The organism is Embleya australiensis (genome assembly GCF_051903075.1).
GTDB lineage: Bacteria > Actinomycetota > Actinomycetes > Streptomycetales > Streptomycetaceae > Embleya.
Map to the genome: position 1 here is coordinate 3206728 of NZ_CP182422.1, position 17094 is coordinate 3223821.

At 72.3% G+C, this 17094-nt stretch carries 14 protein-coding genes; 7 read left to right on the plus strand and 7 right to left on the minus strand.

The features are described 5' to 3' along the window. Positions 1–88: 88 nt before the first annotated feature. The 4 genes from ACMXN5_RS13575 to ACMXN5_RS13590 form a co-directional block, all read right to left on the minus strand. Positions 89–862, minus strand: a complete 774-nt coding sequence (locus ACMXN5_RS13575; protein ID WP_439675477.1) for a maleylpyruvate isomerase family mycothiol-dependent enzyme — start codon at positions 860–862, stop codon at positions 89–91. 108 nt (positions 863–970) lie between these two features. After that, entirely contained in the window at positions 971–2353 is a 1383-nt protein-coding gene (locus ACMXN5_RS13580) for an MFS transporter (RefSeq protein WP_439675478.1), read from the minus strand. 93 nt (positions 2354–2446) lie between these two features. Beyond that, positions 2447–2848, minus strand: coding sequence for a MarR family winged helix-turn-helix transcriptional regulator (locus ACMXN5_RS13585; protein ID WP_235618661.1), 402 nt, complete (start codon positions 2846–2848; stop codon positions 2447–2449). Between the two features lie 347 nt (positions 2849–3195). Continuing rightward, a complete protein-coding gene (locus tag ACMXN5_RS13590; RefSeq protein WP_379999385.1) occupies positions 3196–4650 on the minus strand; it encodes an NCS2 family permease in 1455 nt (484 codons plus the stop codon). Positions 4651–4827: 177 nt separating this feature from the next. On the opposite strand from ACMXN5_RS13590, the gene ACMXN5_RS13595 reads away from it, so the two are divergent. Next, a complete protein-coding gene (locus tag ACMXN5_RS13595) occupies positions 4828–5682 on the plus strand; it encodes a hypothetical protein (RefSeq protein WP_439675479.1) in 855 nt (284 codons plus the stop codon). Positions 5683–5788: 106 nt separating this feature from the next. Next, positions 5789–8248 (plus strand): HAD-IC family P-type ATPase, encoded by a 2460-nt coding sequence (locus ACMXN5_RS13600; protein WP_439675480.1) that lies wholly within the window; start codon positions 5789–5791, stop codon positions 8246–8248. Here the strand turns inward: ACMXN5_RS13600 and ACMXN5_RS13605 are convergent. After that, complete coding sequence (locus tag ACMXN5_RS13605) at positions 8190–11306, minus strand: sacsin N-terminal ATP-binding-like domain-containing protein (protein WP_439675481.1); 3117 nt, start codon at positions 11304–11306, stop codon at positions 8190–8192. The two genes, ACMXN5_RS13600 and ACMXN5_RS13605, sit on opposite strands and share 59 nt — an antisense overlap. A gap of 248 nt (positions 11307–11554) precedes the next feature. On the opposite strand from ACMXN5_RS13605, the gene ACMXN5_RS13610 reads away from it, so the two are divergent. Next, positions 11555–11812, plus strand: a complete 258-nt coding sequence (locus ACMXN5_RS13610; protein ID WP_395794095.1) for a hypothetical protein — start codon at positions 11555–11557, stop codon at positions 11810–11812. Between the two features lie 200 nt (positions 11813–12012). On the opposite strand, the gene ACMXN5_RS13615 is transcribed toward ACMXN5_RS13610, so the two are convergent. Further along, positions 12013–12864, minus strand: coding sequence for a DUF3027 domain-containing protein (locus tag ACMXN5_RS13615; protein ID WP_380000006.1), 852 nt, complete (start codon positions 12862–12864; stop codon positions 12013–12015). A gap of 134 nt (positions 12865–12998) precedes the next feature. On the opposite strand from ACMXN5_RS13615, the gene ACMXN5_RS13620 reads away from it, so the two are divergent. Genes ACMXN5_RS13620 through ACMXN5_RS13635 form a run of 4 tightly spaced genes read left to right on the plus strand, consistent with a single transcriptional unit; the run spans position 12999 to position 16526 of the window. Then, positions 12999–14567 (plus strand): MFS transporter, encoded by a 1569-nt coding sequence (locus ACMXN5_RS13620; protein ID WP_395794093.1) that lies wholly within the window; start codon positions 12999–13001, stop codon positions 14565–14567. A 10-nt stretch (positions 14568–14577) separates the two neighbouring features. After that, positions 14578–15039 (plus strand): DUF2771 domain-containing protein, encoded by a 462-nt coding sequence (locus tag ACMXN5_RS13625; protein WP_379999373.1) that lies wholly within the window; start codon positions 14578–14580, stop codon positions 15037–15039. Positions 15040–15042: 3 nt separating this feature from the next. Further along, positions 15043–15693 (plus strand): futalosine hydrolase, encoded by a 651-nt coding sequence (locus ACMXN5_RS13630; protein WP_439675482.1) that lies wholly within the window; start codon positions 15043–15045, stop codon positions 15691–15693. Beyond that, positions 15690–16526 carry a 1,4-dihydroxy-6-naphthoate synthase gene (locus ACMXN5_RS13635; protein ID WP_439675483.1) on the plus strand — a complete coding sequence of 279 codons (837 nt, stop codon included), beginning with the start codon at positions 15690–15692 and terminating at the stop codon, positions 16524–16526. The genes ACMXN5_RS13630 and ACMXN5_RS13635 overlap by 4 nt, the downstream gene beginning before the upstream one ends. 52 nt (positions 16527–16578) lie before the next feature. Here the strand turns inward: ACMXN5_RS13635 and ACMXN5_RS13640 are convergent, their stop codons facing one another. Then, positions 16579–16962, minus strand: coding sequence for a cold-shock protein (locus ACMXN5_RS13640; protein ID WP_078976718.1), 384 nt, complete (start codon positions 16960–16962; stop codon positions 16579–16581). Between the last annotated feature and the right edge of the window lie 132 nt (positions 16963–17094).

Here is a 17094-nt window from a genome sequence, read left to right on the forward strand (position 1 = left end):
ATCAGAGCCTACGCGGCGCGAGCGCCCGGCCGAATTCCGGCCGGGCGCTCGCGCGGGCGGGTCCGCGGACCAGCCCCGAGTCGTCGGGTCAGACCATGGAGGCGGCCAGGCGGCGGCGGAAGGCCGCGAGCACGGTGCGGTCGCCGGTCCGCGAGACGACCGTGCCGGGCCGCCGGCCCCACAGGTAGAGCAGCAACTCGGCGGGCTCGCCCGTCACCGCGGCGTCGGAGAAGCCCGGCTCGCGGGAGATCGTGACGCCGCCGCGCTGCATGGTCAGCCGCCAGTGGTGCCGGTTGCTGTGTACGCCGATGGTGCGCCCGCTCGCGCCGTCGCGCGCGCCCCCGTCGTAGTGCGCCGGGAGCAGTACGCCCAGTACCTCGTCGATGCCGTCCAGGGCCTGCTGGGCGTCCAGCGGCCCCGGGTTGCCGACCGCCATCTCGATGTCGGCCCGGTGTACCGCCGCCTCGCGCGCCATCCGGCGGGCCAGGAAGCCGGCCGTGCCCGGATCGGGCCCGTCGCGCTCCAGGACCTCCGGGACGGCGGCCTCGGGCAGATCCGCCTCGACCGGGTCGAGCGGGTCCCGCCTGGCCATTTCCGCCACGAGCGCGGCGTGCGCCCGGGTGTAGGTGTCGAGCAGATCCCCCTTGTCGCTCGGGCCGCCCGGCTGTGGGCGGCCCTCCGGACGACCGTCCGAGCGCAGTTGCCCGGTGGCGTCGGTGTACATGAGCACGGAATGTCGTACGACGTCGGCGACCGTCCAACCGGGACAGGACGGTACCGGCGCGTCCATGTCCGTGACGGCCGCCTGACCCAGGCGGAGGCCCTCCGCCTGGAACAGGTGCTGGAACCGCACGTAGTCCATTCGTCAAGGATTCCAGCGGTTCGGGTGACGTGTCGATGGCCTGCGTCACCCCAGAGCGTGAATCCCACGTCAAGAAAAGGTGTGTCGCACAGATGTGCTGACGCTGTGTCAGATCTTGACCGCAGGATTACCGAACCCCGACCGTGTCGCCGTGACGCCGGCGCCGGCGGGAGTCGCCGAAACGGCTGTAGAGGCGGTGGGCGCAGCGCTCTCCGCAGCGATGGCCGTCGTGGTCGCGGCGGCGGCCGGGCGCATCGCGCGCACCATCGCACGCGGCCGCAGCCGGATCCCGCTGTGCCGGGCCAGCAGCACACCGACCGTGAGCGCCGCGATCAGCGAGATCAGCCCGCCCACGAACAACCCGACGCGTGGACCGAAGCTCTCCGCGAGCCAGCCGATCAGCGGGCCGCCCAGCGGGGTACCGCCCATGAAGACGAGCATGTAGATGCCCATCACCCGACCGCGCATCGCCGGATCACTGCCCAGCTGCACGGTCGAGTTCGCCGCCGTGTTGAACGTCAGACCGGCGATCCCGATCGGCACGAGCAGCAGCGCGAAGCTCCAGTAGCCCGGCATGAACGCGGCGACCGACTCCAGCAGGCCGAACACGACGGCCGCGGCGACCAGTACCCGCAACCGGGTGTGCCCGCGCTTGGCCGCGAGCAGCGCGCCCGCCAGCGAGCCGACCGCGAACACCGTGTTGAGCAGCCCGAACGAACCGGGCCCGGCGTGGAAGACGTTGTTGGAGAAGCCCGCCAGGGTGACCGCGAAGTTGTAGCCGAAGGTGCCGATGAACCCGACCAGCGCGATCGCCACCAGCAGATCGGGCCGACCGCGCACATAGCGCAGCCCCTCCCGCAACTGGCCCTTCTCGCGCGGCACCACGGGCATCGTGCGCAGCTCCGCCTCGCGCATGGCCACCAGGCCGAGCAGGACCGCGATGTAGGACACCGCGTTGAGCGCGAAGACCCAGCCGGTGCCGATCGCGGTGATCAGCAGACCGCCGACGGCGGGGCCGACGATGCGGGCGAGCTGGAAGTTGGCCGAGTTCAGACTGACCGCGTTGGCCAGGTCCTTGCGCCCGACCATCTCGATCACGAAGGACTGCCGGGCCGGGTTGTCCACGGCGGTGGCCAGGCCCAGGCCGAAGGCGAGCAGCCATACGTGCCAGACCTCGACCGCGCCGCTGAGCACCAGAACGGCCATCACGGCGGCGAGCAGGCCCATCACGGTCTGCGTACCGATCAGCAACACACGCTTGCGGTAGCGGTCGGCGATCACCCCGCCCCACAGGCCGAACAGCAGCATGGGCAGGAATTGCAGGCCCGTGGTCACGCCCAGCGCGGTGGTACTGCCGGTGAGCTGCAACACCAGCCAGTCCTGCGCGATGCGCTGCATCCACGTGCCGGTGTTCGACACGGTCTGGCCGGCGGCGAACAGTCTGAAGTTGCGGTTTCGTAGTGATTGGAAAGTGCCGGCTGTCGCCGCCACGGGCTCCCCCTTCGTCGTACGGATCGGCCGAGGCCGGATGTGCATCCGTCCCTGAACCGAACCGACCGCGACGCGGGGCGCGCCGAGCCTTGCTTACGCCTGCGCCAGCTTCTCCAGCACCGGCAGGGCCGCGCGCAACGCTTCGTTCTCCTCCGGCGTGAGCCGCGCCAGGTGTTCCGCCAGCCAGGCGTTGCCCAGTCGACGGTTCTCCTCCACCACGGCGGCGGCGGGCTCGGTCGCGGAGACCACGACCTGCCTGCGGTCGTCGGGGTGCGGCTCGCGCCGAACCAGGCCGCGCTCCTCCAGGCCGGCGATCACCCGGGTCATCGACGGCGGCTGCACCTTCTCCTGCCGGGCGAGTTCGCCCGGAGTCATGGCGCCGCGCACGACGAGCACGGTCAACACCGAGAGCTGTGTGGGGCTCAGCGTCTCGTCGGCCCGCTGGTTGCGCAGGCGACGAGAGAGTTTCAGCACCGAGGCACGGAGGGCTGCCACCGTGGCACGGTCGGGTTCGGACGGGGACACGTTTTTTAGCTTAACTCTTTACTCTCGCTAACTTCCAATGCGTTCCCCGTCGGGGATATTCCGCCACCTCGCACAGGCTGCGGCACGGCGGGGGCGAAACCCACCCGGAGGGGACAAAACCGAAGCACAGGAAGCGGGCGCGGGCGGGGCAGGGAGGCGGCCGGCGCCGTCGCGAGGCGAGCGGGGCGGGTGCCGGGCGGCGGTCCCGCCGGGCGCGAGGCAGAGCGAATGCGGCCGATGCAGGCGCGATGCGGGGGCACGAGCGGGGCCATCCGCGCTACGTGGGTGGCCGGGCGGGTGGGGGCCCGGCCATCCGGTTACTTGACGCCGAGGGCCTGTTCGATCGGGTCGATGGCGAAGTGGATCACGAAGAGGGCGGAGACGATCCACAGGAGCAGCGGGATCTCCCGGGCCTTGCCGACCGCCGTGCGCAGCACCACGTACAGGATGAAGCCGGCGCCGATCCCGGTGGTGATGCTGTACGTGAACGGCATCAGCGCGATCGTCACGAACGCCGGGGCGGCGACCGTCAGGTCGTCCCACTCGATGTGCTTGATCTGGGTCATCATCAGCGCGCCGACCACCACGAGCGCCGGTGTCGCGGCCTGCGCGGGCACCAGCTTGGCCAGCGGGGTGAACAGCAGCGCGAGCGCGAACAGGCCGCCGGTGACCAGGTTGGCGAGTCCGGTCCGGGCGCCCTCGCCGACCCCGGCGGTGGATTCCACGAAGACCGTGTTGGACGACGCGGAGGCACCGCCGCCCGCGATCGCGCCGACCGACTCGACGGTCAGGATCCGGCCCAGGCCCGGCACCTTGCCCTGCTCGTCGAGCAGCCCGGCCTCGCGGCTGACCCCGATGATCGTGCCCATGCCGTCGAAGAAGTTGGACAGCAGCAGGGTGAAGATCAGCAACGACGCGGTGATGAAGCCGACCCGGCCGAAGGCGCCGAACAGGTCGACGTCGCCGATCAACCCGAAGTCCGGCGTGTCCACCACACCGTTCGCCTCGGGCGCGGTCAGCCCCCACGCCGCCTTGTCCAGGCCGGCGGCGTTGTGCACGATCACCGCGAGCACCGTCGAGGCGACCATCCCGATCAGGATCGCGCCCGGCACCTTCCGTACCACCAGCACGAACGTGAGCAGCAGCCCGAAGCAGAAGATCACCGCCGGCCAGCCCTTGAGCGTGCCGCCCGCACCGAGCGCGACGGGGACGGTGGAGTTCACCTTGTCCGGCACACGCGTCACGATGCCCGCGCTGACCAGGCCGACCAGGGTGACGAACAGTCCGATGCCGACCCCGATCGCCTGCTTGAGCACCAGCGGGATGGCGTTCATGATCGCCTCGCGCAACCCGGTGGCGGCCAGGATCAGCAGGCCGACGCCCTCCAGTACGACCAGGCCCATCGCCTCGTCCCAGGTCGTCTGCGGCGCGATCTGGAACGCGACCATCGCGTTGATCCCGAGCCCGGCGGCCAGCGCGAGCGGCATGTTGCCGATCAGGCCCATCAGGATGGTCATCACGGCGGCGACCAGCACCGTCGCGGTGACCAGCTGCGGCTGGGACAGATGGTTGCCGAACTTGTCGGTCGCACTGCCGAGGATGATCGGGTTCAGCACGATGATGTAGGCCATCGCGAAGAACGTGGCGAGCCCGCCGCGTATCTCGCGCAGCGGCGACGAGCCGCGCTCGGAGATCTTGAAGAAGCGGTCGAGGCCGCTCCTCCGCGTGGCGGGGACCTCGGGGACGGTCACGGCGGGGGCCTGGCGGGGCATGCGAATCCTCGGAGCGTGGGAACGGGTAGTCAAGACACGCACACGGCACGAGGGGGACGCGTGCCGGGAGACCCCAAAAGGGTGCCAGAGACCACAGCCGAATCGGGAACCGGTCTCTCCGCTTGTGCGTCGGGGCACGCGCGGGCCCCGTCCGGGCCGCCAAGTAGCCTTGTTTTCGTGAGCAGGCACGGGAGCGGGAAACGACGGCGCACCTCGCCGGATCCGGACGACACGGGCGTGGCGCGGACGGATTCGGCCGCGACGCCGGATCCGGTCGACGACACGTTCGACGCGGGCGCCCCCGGCAGCGGCGAATACGCGGCGCACGGGAGCGAGCCCTACCGGGCGACGGATCACGGCACCGCGGACTATGGCTCTGGGGACTTTGGCTCTGCGGATTACGGCTCGGCGGACTACGGCTCCGGGGAGTACGCGGCGACCTCGGGCGAGTACGGCGCGACCTCCGGCGAGTACGCCGCGACCTCCGGGGAGTACGCCGCGGCCGGATACCCCTCGACCGAGCCCTCCTCCGGCGAGTACGCCGCCGCGAACTACGCCGACTACCCGCAGACCGACTACGCGGCCCCCGAGGCGGCCTACGGCTCCGGCGGCCACCAGGCCGCCGTACCGGCCTTCGAGCCCGACGCGTACGACTCCGGGAGCCACGCCACGCCCGGGTACGGCGCGAGCGCCTACGACCCGGCGACCGACCCGGCCCTGGGCGGGGGAACCGCCGAGTTCGCCGCCGTCACCGATGCCGCCGACGAGCCCGCGCCGCCCGCCGACCGGGAGCCGCCCGCCGCGGACACCGGCATGCGGCCCGCCCCGCCCCCGCTCGAAGGCGACATCATCAAGCTCGTCGCCGTCGGCAGCGTGATCTGGTTCGCGCTGTTCGTGGTCGCCTGGTTCATGCGCGACTCGCTCACCGACGACGGCCGCGACTGGTGGCCGTGGTGCGCGCTGGCCGGCTCGGGCCTGGGCCTGTTCGGCCTCTGGTACTGCCGCCGCCTGCAGAGCGCGCGCGACGACTAGCGTGCGTCGGCCGGCGTCCGCCCCGCTCCGGATGCCCGGTGAATGTACTCGGCGACCCGTCCCGAATAACCACAAAATCCGACATTCACTGACGTAACTTCAGGGCATGATCGATGCCCCCGCCACCATCACCGGGCTGACCGACGCCGAGGTCGCCGAACGTGTCGCGGCCGGCCGGGTCAACGACGTGCCGGGCCGTTCGAGCCGCAGCGTCTCGGCGATCGTTCGGGGCAACGTCCTCACCCGGTTCAACGCCATCATCGGCACTCTGTTCGTGGTGATCCTGATCGTCGGCCCGATCCAGGACGGCCTGTTCGGCCTGGTCATCGTCGCCAACACGGCGATCGGCATCATCCAGGAACTGCGCGCCAAGCGCACCCTGGACACCCTGGCCGTGATCGGCGAGGCCAAACCCCGGGTGCGCCGCGGCGGGCACACGGTCGAGGTGTCCGCGCGCGAACTGGTCCTGGACGACGTCTGCGCGCTCGGCGCGGGCGAACAGGTCATGGTGGACGGCGTCGTGGTCGAGGCCGACGCGCTCGAACTGGACGAGTCGCTGCTGACCGGCGAGACCGATCCGGTCCACAAGAAGATCGGCGACCCGGTGATGTCCGGCAGCTTCGTGGCCGCCGGCAACGGCGCGTACCGGGCGGCCAAGGTCGGCGCCGACGCGTACGCCGCGCGACTCGCCGAGGAGGCGGGCCGGTTCACCCTGGTCGACTCGGAACTGCGTCAGGGGCTGAACCGGATCCTCACCTACGTCACCTGGCTGATGATCCCGGTCGGGATCCTGCTGATCATCAGCCAACTGCGCACCGACGACGGCCTGCCCAACGCACTGCGCGGCATGGTGGCCGGGCTGGTCACCATGGTCCCGGAAGGGCTGATGCTGCTCACCTCGGTCGCGTTCGCGGTCGGCGTGGTGCGGCTGGGCCGGAAGCAGTGCCTGGTCCAGGAGTTGCCCGCGATCGAGGGGCTGGCCCGGGTGGACGTGGTGTGCCTGGACAAGACCGGCACGCTCACCGAGGGCGGCATGGACGTGGCCGAGGTCCGTACGCTCGACGACACCCTGCCGATCGGCCAGGCGCTCGGCGCCCTCGGCACCTCCGACCCGCGCCCGAACGCGAGCCTCCAGGCGATCGTGGACGCCTACCCGGCGCCGCGCGGGTGGTCGATCACCGACGTCGCCGCGTTCTCCTCGGCCCGCAAGTGGAGCGGGGCGAGCTTCGCCGAGCGCGGCACCTGGCTGCTGGGCGCGCCCGACGTGCTGCTGCCCGAGGGCCATCCGGTACTGGCCGAGGTGGACGAATTGGGCGCGAAGGGGCTGCGGGTACTGCTGCTCGCGACCGCCGACGGGCTGACCGACGAGGCCGGCGCGCGGGCCCACCCGGCCGCGCTCGTGGTGCTCCAGCAGCGGCTGCGCCCGGACGCCGCCGAGACGCTGCGCTACTTCGCGGGCCAGGGCGTGGCGACCAAGGTGATCTCCGGGGACAACGCGCTCGCGGTCGGCGCGGTCGCCGCCAAACTCGACCTGGCGGGCGCGAACCACGCCGTGGACGCCCGCCGACTGCCCGAGGACCGCACCGAACTCGGACAGGCGCTGGAGGAGAACACCGTCTTCGGCCGGGTCACCCCGCAGCAGAAGCGGGCCATGGTCGCCGCCCTCCAGGCCCGCGAGCACACGGTGGCGATGACCGGCGACGGCGTGAACGACGTCCTCGCGCTCAAGGACGCCGACATCGGGGTGGCGATGGGCTCGGGCAGCGGGGCGAGCCGCGCGGTCGCCCAGATCGTGCTCCTGGACAACCGCTTCGCCACGCTGCCCTCGGTGGTGGCCGAGGGGCGACGGGTGATCGGCAACATCGAGCGGGTCGCGAACCTGTTCCTGGTCAAGACCGTGTACGCGCTGCTCCTGTCGCTGCTGACCGGCGTCGCGGGCGTGGTCTTCCCGTTCCTGCCCCGCCACCTCACCCTGATCGGCTCGCTCACGATCGGCGTACCGGCCTTCTTCCTGGCCCTGGCCCCCAACGCCGAACGCGCCCGCCGGGGCTTCGTCCCGCGCGTCCTGCGCTTCGCGATCCCGGGCGGCGTGGTGGCCGCGGGGGCGACGTTCCTGTCCTACTGGCTGGCCCACCTGAACAGCGGCACCGACCTGAAGGAGGACCGCACCACCGCGGTGATCACCCTGTTCCTGGTCGCGATGTGGATCCTGGCCATCGTCGCCCGCCCCTACGCGTGGTGGAAGATCGCCCTGATCGCGGCGATGGCGGCGGCCTTCCTGTTCACCCTCTACGTCCCCTTCGCCGCCGACTTCTTCGCCCTCTACCCCCAGGACCAGGGCAACAACGGCACCGCGATCGGCATCGCCGTCATCGCCGCCGCCCTCCTGGAGGCGGGCCGGCACGTATCCGGTTCTGCTCAGCCGCCGCACGGGCGACGACGGGTAGGTCCGCACGACCCGCGCCCCGGGAGGGGCGGCTCGCCCAGGAGCCGCCCCTCCCCCGGGGTCAGACGCCGTCGAAGTCGCGTTCCGTGGCGAAGTGGGCGGCGTTTTCCGGGTGGGTGAGGAGTTGTTCGACCTCGAAGCGGCGGTGCCATTCGCCGGCGGCCCAGGCCAGGCCGCGGGCGACGCCCTCGAAGGTGGTGGCGTGCACCTTGCCGTCGATGTAGCGCCAGTCCGCCTCCAGTTCGGTGCCGTCCGGGCCGGAGACGATCAGCTCCTCGTGTTCGACGTACTCCTTCGGCGCGTCGGGCATCGCCGCCAGCACGTCGTCCGGGACCTCGTGCACGGTGCCCTCGGAGAGCACCTTGCCGGGGATGGTCTCGGACAGCAGCGGTACGTCCAGCAGGTCGGCCAGCGCCTCCGCCCGGTCCGGGCGCACCGGCAGCACCACGTGCGTCGCGTCGTCCGCAACCAGCGCCGCCAGGTCCGGCGCGTCGCCCACCAGCGCGTCCGCGACGTCGGCCACGGTCATCCGGCCGCCCGAGACCCCGCGCAGCTCGGTCGGCGCGGACAGCCGCTCCGGGGTCACCTCGGCCAACGCGGTGTACAGCGCGCGCAACTGGTCCCGGGTCACCGCCCGGTCCGGGTCCGCCAGGCGCTCGAGCAGCTCGTCCGGGCCGTCCGGGTCGGCCAGCAGCGCCGGGAGCGTCGTACGCACGCCCAGGGCGGTCAGGAACACCGGATCCAGGCTCGCCCGGACCCGGTCGTAGAGGCCGTGCAGCAGCCGGTCCCCGTCCAGCGCGAGCAGCCCCGCCGGACGCCGCCCGTCCAGCACCGGGTGCCCGCGCAGCCACCACGAGGTGTACGACGGCACCCGGGCCCGACCACCGTCGGGCAGCAGCACGTGCGCCGGCTCGGTCACCGCGTTCCGCAGCGGCGGCGTGGCCAGCACCTCCAGGGCCTCGTCCCACGCGTCGTCCGCGACCAGGTCCAGATCGCGCACCGCGGCGAACCCGGCCAGCACCGGCGGCACGCCCTGGTCGGGCAGGTGGTCGAGCACGTCGTCGAGCCAGTCGTCCTCGGCGTCCAGGTCGTGGTCGCAGCCGTCGTGGTCGAGGACCACGTCCTCCTCCCGGACCAGGCCGAACGTGCCGAGCACGCCGACCGCCTCCAGCACGTCCTCGCCCCAGCGCTCGACCAGGTCCGGGTGTGCGACGCCGAGCGCGTCCGGCTCGACCACCGCGGCGATCCGGCTGCCCGGCAGCATCAGCTCGCCCGCCGGCACCGCGTCGCCGTCCACGTCCGGCAGCAGCAGCGCGGCCAGCCACGGTTCGTCGCCGGCGGCGATCCGGGCGGCCCGGACCAGCTCCAGGACCGCGTCGGCGATGTCGTCCCCCTCCTCGCCCTCGGTGACCGCGGCCCGCACCGCCGGATCGGCCAGCACCGCCCGCGGCGTGGCCCGGACCGCGCCGAGCCGCTCCAGGAGCGGATGCGTCGCGTCGGGGTGGGCCACCCGCAGCCGAAGCACGTCCAGCACCGCCGGGTCCGGACTCTCCGGGCAGGGCAGCAGCACCCCCCTCGGCCCGCGCACGATCCGACCGTCGGCCAGCGGCACCGGCAACGCGCCGAGCGCGTCCCGGGCCGCGGGGTCGAAGGCGTCGTACAGATCCCGCCACCAGCTCGGCTCCCGCTCCATCCCCGCGAGTTGGTCGACCACCTCGGCCAGCGGCAACCGACGCACCCCCAGCACCCGCAACGCGGCGCTGCGATCCAGACCGGCCGGCAGCAGCCCGGCCACCACCGGCGCCAGCGCCTCGACCACTCGCGGGCCCGCCGTCTCGATCAGCACCGCGTCGCGCGGGCGCAGCAGATCGCGGTCGCGCGCCGCGGTGCCCCGGTCGAGCAACAACGCGTCGCGATCGTCGGGTTCCGCCTCCACAACGGACGCGGCAACGCCCTCGGAGGCGCCCGAGGACCCGGCGCCCGGCGCCGCGGCCGGCAGGAACGCGGTCTCCGCGAGCCGATCGAGCACCGCCCGGCGCAGCAGCCCGTCCAGTTCCCCCTCGCCGGTCGGCCCCGGCACCAGGCTCAGCACGGCGGTGGTGGTCACCGGCCAGGTACCGAGCAGCCCGGCGTAGGTCTCGGCGGCCCGCTCGATCAGGAAGTCGCGCAGCGGGCCGGGCGCGGTGTGCCGGCGGGTCGGGTCCAGCGGGAAGGACGCGACGAGCAGGGCGGGCAGCCCCAGCGGCTCGTCGGTGGGCGTGGGCGCGTGCACGACGGGCCGTACGCTCGGCCGGCGCGGATGGTCGGCGGCGTCCAGCGGCACCGCCCACAACACCGACCAGGCGGCCCGCCGGCGCTCCTCGGTGGGCCGGTCGGCGAGCAGCGCGGGCTCCAGCGCGCCGCCGTCCTCGGCGACCCGCCAGCGGGTCTGCACGCCGTTGTCGGTCACCACCAGGGCGCCGCCGTCGGCCCGGCAGGTCAGCGTCCGCACACCCTCCGGCGTCTCGATCACGATCTCGCCGAGCCGGCGCAGGGTGAGCAGCAGCGCGTCGTCGACCTCGGCGAGCAGCCGGGCGGCCAGGTCCACCGCGGCGCCGTCGCGCAGCGGCAGCACCACGCACGTGTCGTAGTCCTCGGGCGGGGTGCCCTCGGCCGGCATCGGCAGCCGCAGCACCGGCACGGCGCCGTCGCGCCGGGCCAGTTCGTCGGTGAGTCCGGCGTTGTCCCGGGCCTGTTCCGCGACCAGGTCGCGGGCCTCGTGCAGGGACCAGCGCACCCCGCCGGTCCGGGAGAGCACACACGGCTCGTCGGTGACCGCGAGCACCGCGGCGAAGCCGACCCCGAACCGGCCGACCGCCTCCGGCCCGTCGTCGCGCTTGGCCGAGGCGCGCAGCGTGGACAGCGCCTCGACGCCCGGCGCGTGCAGCGGGTCGCCGGTGTTGGCCGCGACCAGGACCCCGTCGCGCAGGGTCAGCCGGAGCCGGCCCACCACGCCGGCCCGGGCTGCGGCGTCGGCGGCGTTCTGCGCGAGTTCGACCACCAGTCGATCGCGATAGCCGCCGAGGGCGAGTTCCTCCTCGGCGTTCGCGTCCTCCCGAAAACGTGCGGGCGACGCGCCCCACGCGTCCAGTACGGCTCGCCGAAGCGAAGCGGTGCCAAAGCGGTCGTCGATGCCCATGCCGTGCGCCGTCCCTCGATCGCGGATGTGGCCGGAACCCTATTGCGTTTCCGGCGCGGCGGCCGCTCGGCGATCCCGGTCCGCGGAAAGCCGCGCGAAACGGCGTGGGGACGATGCGGACAGGCAGTGGATCAAGTCACACAAAATCCATACAAACGACAAACAGCACTCCTCTGGTCGACCCGGTCGCTACGGGAGTAGACACATCCCGTGGGGGGCGACCCCAGTCGGCTACGGAAGGGGACAACGTGGCTATCTACCGCACGCAGATCCAGTACGGAGCACCCAACGCGCCCTGGCACGACGACGCGGACCTCGCGATCGTCATCCAGACGCGCAACGCCGTCGTGCCGGACAAGGCACGTCCGGCGACGGGCACCCAGGTCACCTGGTCCGGTCCGCAGGGCAACGGATCGATCACGTTCTTCGACGACGGCGCGAGCTTCCAGGGCGCCGCGCAGTTCCCGGGCGAGGGCCCGGTCGCCTACCGGGGCACGGCCCGCTGAGTCGACCTCGGGAACCGAGTCGGCCGCGCGAGCCGAGTCGATCTCGCGAACGCATCGAAGCCGCCACCGATTCGGTGGCGGCTTCGTCGTGCGCTCGACCGGACCGGGCCGTGTCCGCCGGACAGGACCCGGAACCGATCGCACGCTGCGGACATTCCGGATATTCAGCGTAATTCGGATTAATTGCATCTCGCGGTCGATCAGGAGTGGCCCAACTGGTCCTCTCCGGGCTCCATGCCGTCCTCGTCCACCGCGCTCTCGACCGGGCGGATCCGCACGGTCTCGATCCGGTACTCGTCCAGGGACAGCTCGGCCGCCGGCGTCGCGGCGGGCATCACCGCGGCCTCCGAGTGGCCACCGCAGCCGTAGGCCAGCGAGACCATCCGACCGTCGGCGGGCGAATACTCGTTGGCGCACACGCCGAACGCCTGCCCGAGCGGCCCGCCGACCTTGACCAGGAAGCCGCAGCTCGTGCAATGCGCGGGCGCGGCCTGGGCCATCGGCGTGGCTCGGCCGAAATGCTCGTCCCAGCGGTCGGCGGCCAGATCGCGTCCGACCGGGGACAGTACGCGTGCGCGCCCCTGCCCCAGCTCGTACGCGACCGCCTTGGGGCCGAGCCCGATCGGCTCGGTCGATTCCTCCTCTGTCTCGTCCGCTCCGGTGTAACCGAATTCGAGACGGGGGTCGTCGGCGTCGGTGGGCAACAGGTCGCCCACGCCGAGGTCTCCGGGACGAAGGCGCTCGTTCCACGGCACCCACGCGGGCGCGAGCAGCGCCTCGGGGCCGGGTACGAGGACCGTTTCGTCCACGGTCACCAGCTTGGCGCGGGGCGCCCGGGCAACGGTCACCGCCCAGCGCCAGCCGTGGTAGGCGGACTCGCGGCACGCGAACAGGTGGGTGACCAGGCGATCACCATCCACCTGTACACCCAGATGCTCGCCGACGGAGTCCTGACCTGCGGCTTCCTCGGCAGCGGCGAAGGCAAGATCAACCGCCTCTGCGCAGAGGCGGTCCGGGGTTCGACTACGGGTCGCGGCACTCACGAGAGTGATTCTCTCTCACGCGTCGAAGGTCTCCACCGCCGATACCCTCAAAACACGTCCGATTCCCGAACGGGCGCGCGGAGCGAGCCCTTCCTGGCGTGTCGCGACCGCATCATCCGAGGGAGCAAGGGCAGGATCCCGGCGTGGCAGCCTCCAAGACCAGTACCGCATCACGGCGCACCATTCGCGCGCCCGGCTCCACCCGCGGGTCGTCCGGCAGGAACCGAGGTCCGGGGCGTCGTGCGCTCGGTCGGTTCGGTGGCCTGTTCACCGGCGGCTTCGGCAAACTCCGCGGCGCGGCCCGGGCCAAGGGCGCCGGCGAGAGCGGCCTGGCGAAGCTGATCGAGTTGCACCTGATCAACAACGCGGGCGACGCGCTGGTGACCATGGCCCTGGCCACCACGATGTTCTTCTCGGTGCCCACCGGCGAGGCGCGCGACCGGGTCGCGATGTACCTGCTGATCACCCTCGCGCCGTTCGCGCTGCTCGCGCCGGTGCTCGGGCCGATCCTGGACCGGATGCGCCGAGGTCGCCGCTTCGCGATGGCGCTGGCGATGCTGGTCCGGGTGGGGCTGTGCTGGTTGATGGCCGGCTCGGTCAACGACGGCGGCCTGGAGTTGTACCCGGCGGCGTTCGGCGTGCTGGTGTCCTCGAAGGTGTACGGGGTCAGCCGCAGCGCGGTGGTGCCCCGGCTCCAGCCGCGCTCGGTCTCGCTGGTCAAGGCGAACTCGCGGATCACCATGTTCGGCCTGATCGGCACGATGGGCGCGGCGCCGGTGGCGGGCGGCCTGAAATACGCGTTCGGCACGCCCGGGATCCTGTACGGCGCCTGCGTGGTGTTCACCTTCGGCGCGATCCTGTCCTTCACGCTGCCGTCGAAGGTCGACTCGGCCGAGGGCGAGGACCGGGCGTCGTTCACCGCCGAGGCCCCCGGCGTCGAACACGAGCGCAAGGTGTCGCTGGCCAAATTGCGCGGCGGCAAGGGCGGTACGAGCACCGAGACGGTGCCCGAGCCCCGGGCCGAGGAGTCGGGCGAGGGCCCGGCCGCGGCGGGCGGCGAGCGCGAATCCGGGCGCAAGCCGATCCGGGTCAAGACCTCGCGGCGGTTGCGCAGCGTGGGCCCGTCGGTGGTCCAGGCGTTGTGGGCGAACGCGGCGCTGCGCGGCTTCTCCGGGTTCCTGATCATGTTCCTGGGCTTCTTGATGCGCAAGCACCCGGTCGCCGACCTGTCCGCCACCCAGGCCACCATCGCGGTGGTGATCGCCGCCGCGGTCGGCAACGCGATCGGCACCGCGCTCGGCGCGTGGCTCAAGTCCCGCGCGCCGGAGGTGATCATCACCGCCGTGTTGCTCGCGTCCGCGTCCTGCGCGGCGTGGGCGGCGGTGATGTACAGCCTGGTCACGGTGCTCGCGGTGGCGGCGGTGGCCGGTCTCGCCCAGGCACTGGGCAAGTTGTCGCTGGACGCGATGATCCAGCGCGACATCCCCGAGGCGGTGCGCACCTCCGCGTTCGCCCGGACCGAGACCGCGCTCCAGGTGGCGTGGGTGGTCGGCGGCGGCGTGGGCATCGCGTTGCCGCTGAACGGCACGCTCGGGATGAGCGTGGCGGCCGGCGTGCTGACCCTGGCGCTGGTGATCGTGGGCCGCAAACTGACGACGCGCCGGGCGCGCCGCAAGCGGTCCCCCGGCATGCGGCTGCGAACCGCCCGGTAATCTTCGGATCATGAAGACTCGCCGCCCTGCCGCCCTCGCCGGCGCCGCCGTCCTGGGCGCGCTCGCCCTGACGGGTTGCAACCTCGACAAGCCCACGCCGATCGTGACCATGGTCAGCGGGACGACGTCGGTCCACTCCGAGGCCGAGTGCTACAAGGACGACGGCTCGATCGACGAGAAGAAGGTCGACGGCTGCCTGAACAAGACCGACGGCCTCACCAAGCTCTCGGTCTCCGAGGGTGGCGGCTTCTCGATCGGCGTGGACAAGGAACTCGCCGACGACGGCTGGGTGCTCCTGGTCGACGGCAAGCCGCAGACCCAGTCGCCGATCAAGACCACGTACTACTCGGGCCTTCGGCTGAGCTACGGCACGCCGGAGAAGGAGAGCGAGCCGCTGCTGGTGCAGGTCGTGCAGCCGGACGGCAAGCAGGGCTACCGGGGCATCTGGTCGTTCAAGGTCGCGAAGAAGTAACCGTTGCCCATCCTGGTGATCACCGCCGTGGCCGCCGAGCGCGACGCCGTGCTCGGCGGTTCGCGTTCGTGGCGCATACCCGGCCCCGACGTGCTCGCGGTCGGCGCGGGCCCGGCGGCGGCCGCCGCGGGCACCGCCACGGCGCTCGCGCGGGGCTCCTACGACCTGGTGGTCAACGCCGGTATCGGGGGCGGCTTCCCGGGGGTGGCGCCGGTCGGCTCGACCGTGCTCGCCACCCGGGTGGTGGCGGCCGACCTGGGGGCGCAGACCGCCGACGGGTTCGTGTCGATCGAGGAACTGGGCTTCGGGACGAGCGGGTTCGAGGCGGACCCGCGACTGGTCACCCACGTGGGTGACATGTTGCGCGCCGCCGGCGTCCCGCTCGCCACCGGCCCCGCGCTCACCGTCTCCACGGTGACCGGAACCGCCGAGCGCGCCGCCGAGTTGGCCGCCCGCCACGCGGGAGCCGCGGTCGAGGGCATGGAGGGCTTCGGCGTGGCCACCGCCGCCGCGGCCCACGCGGTGCCGATGCTCGAACTGCGCACCGTCTCCAACGCCGTGGGCCCGCGCGATCGGGCGGCCTGGCGCATCCCGGACGCGCTGCGCGCACTCACCGCGGCCTTCGCCGCGCTCGAAGGGAGCCTTGTGCCGTGACCCTGTCGCTGGCCTATTCGCCGTGCCCGAACGACACGTTCGTCTTCCACGCCTGGACGCACGGTCTGCTTCCGGACGCGCCGCCCGTCGAGGTGCGCTACGCCGACATCGACATCACCAACGGCCTGGCCGAGCGCGGCGAGCTGGACCTGCTGAAGGTGTCCTACGCGGCGCTGCCGTGGGTGCTGGACGAGTACGCGCTGCTGCCCTGCGGCGGGGCGCTGGGGCGTGGTTGCGGCCCGCTCGTGCTGAGCCTGGGCACGAGCACCCCCGAGGCGCTGGCGGGCAAGGTGGTCGCGGTGCCGAGCGAACGCTCCACCGCGTACCTGCTGTTCCGGCTCTGGGCGGCGCGGCACGTGCCCGGAGGGGTCGGCGAGATCCGGGTGTTGCCGTTCCACGAGATCATGCCCGCGGTGCGCGACGGCGTGGTGGACGCGGGGCTTGTCATCCACGAGGCGCGCTTCACCTACACGCGGTACGGCCTGACCTGCCTCGCCGACATGGGCGACTGGTGGGAGTCGGACACCGGCCTGCCGATCCCGCTCGGCGCGATCATCGCCAAGCGCTCGCTGGACCTTTCCGCCCTGGCCGCCGCCGCGCGCGCCTCGGTCGAGCATGCCTGGGCCGACCCCGCCGCGTCGCGCGCCTATGTCCTGGAACACGCCCAGGAGATGGATCCGACGGTCGCCGATCGGCACATCGGCCTGTACGTCAACGAGTTCACCCGCGACCTGGGCGCCGAAGGGCACGCGGCGGTGTCCGCACTGCTCGACCGCGCAGCCGCCGAGGGCCTGGTCCCGCCAGTCCCGGCCGGCGCCCTCGAACTCCCCTAGGTCGTACGGGAGATCGCCGGGCGGGCCGCGTGGGCCCACCCGGCGCCCGTACTCACGTGTCGAGTTCGTCGGCGACGGCGCGCAGCAGTTCGGCGACCTTCGCGGTGGCCCGCTTGTCGGGGTAACGGCCGCGCTCCAGCGTCTTGTCGACCCCCTCCAGGACCTTGAGCAGGTCCTGGATGATCGAACTCATCTCGTCGGGCTTCTTGCGGCTCGCGGCGACGACGGAGGGGCGCGGGTCCAGGACACGGAGCGAGAGGGCCTGTTCGCCGCGGCGCCCCTCGACGATCCCGAACTCGACCCGGGTACCGGGCTTGAGCGTGTCCAGGCCCTGCGGCAGTGCCGACGCGTGCACGAACACGTCGCCTCCGTCGTCCCGGGACAAAAACCCGAAGCCCTTGTCGGTGTCGAACCACTTGACCTTGCCGGTGGGCACGGGAGACCTCGATCGTGTCGGGACGGCTTCGTCGGGACTTTTACGAGCATTTACCAGGCTGGGTGGGGCGCACACATCGAATCCGAGCAGGAACGCGTAGTGACCCCGTTCACTCGTCCAGGCTAATGGTCG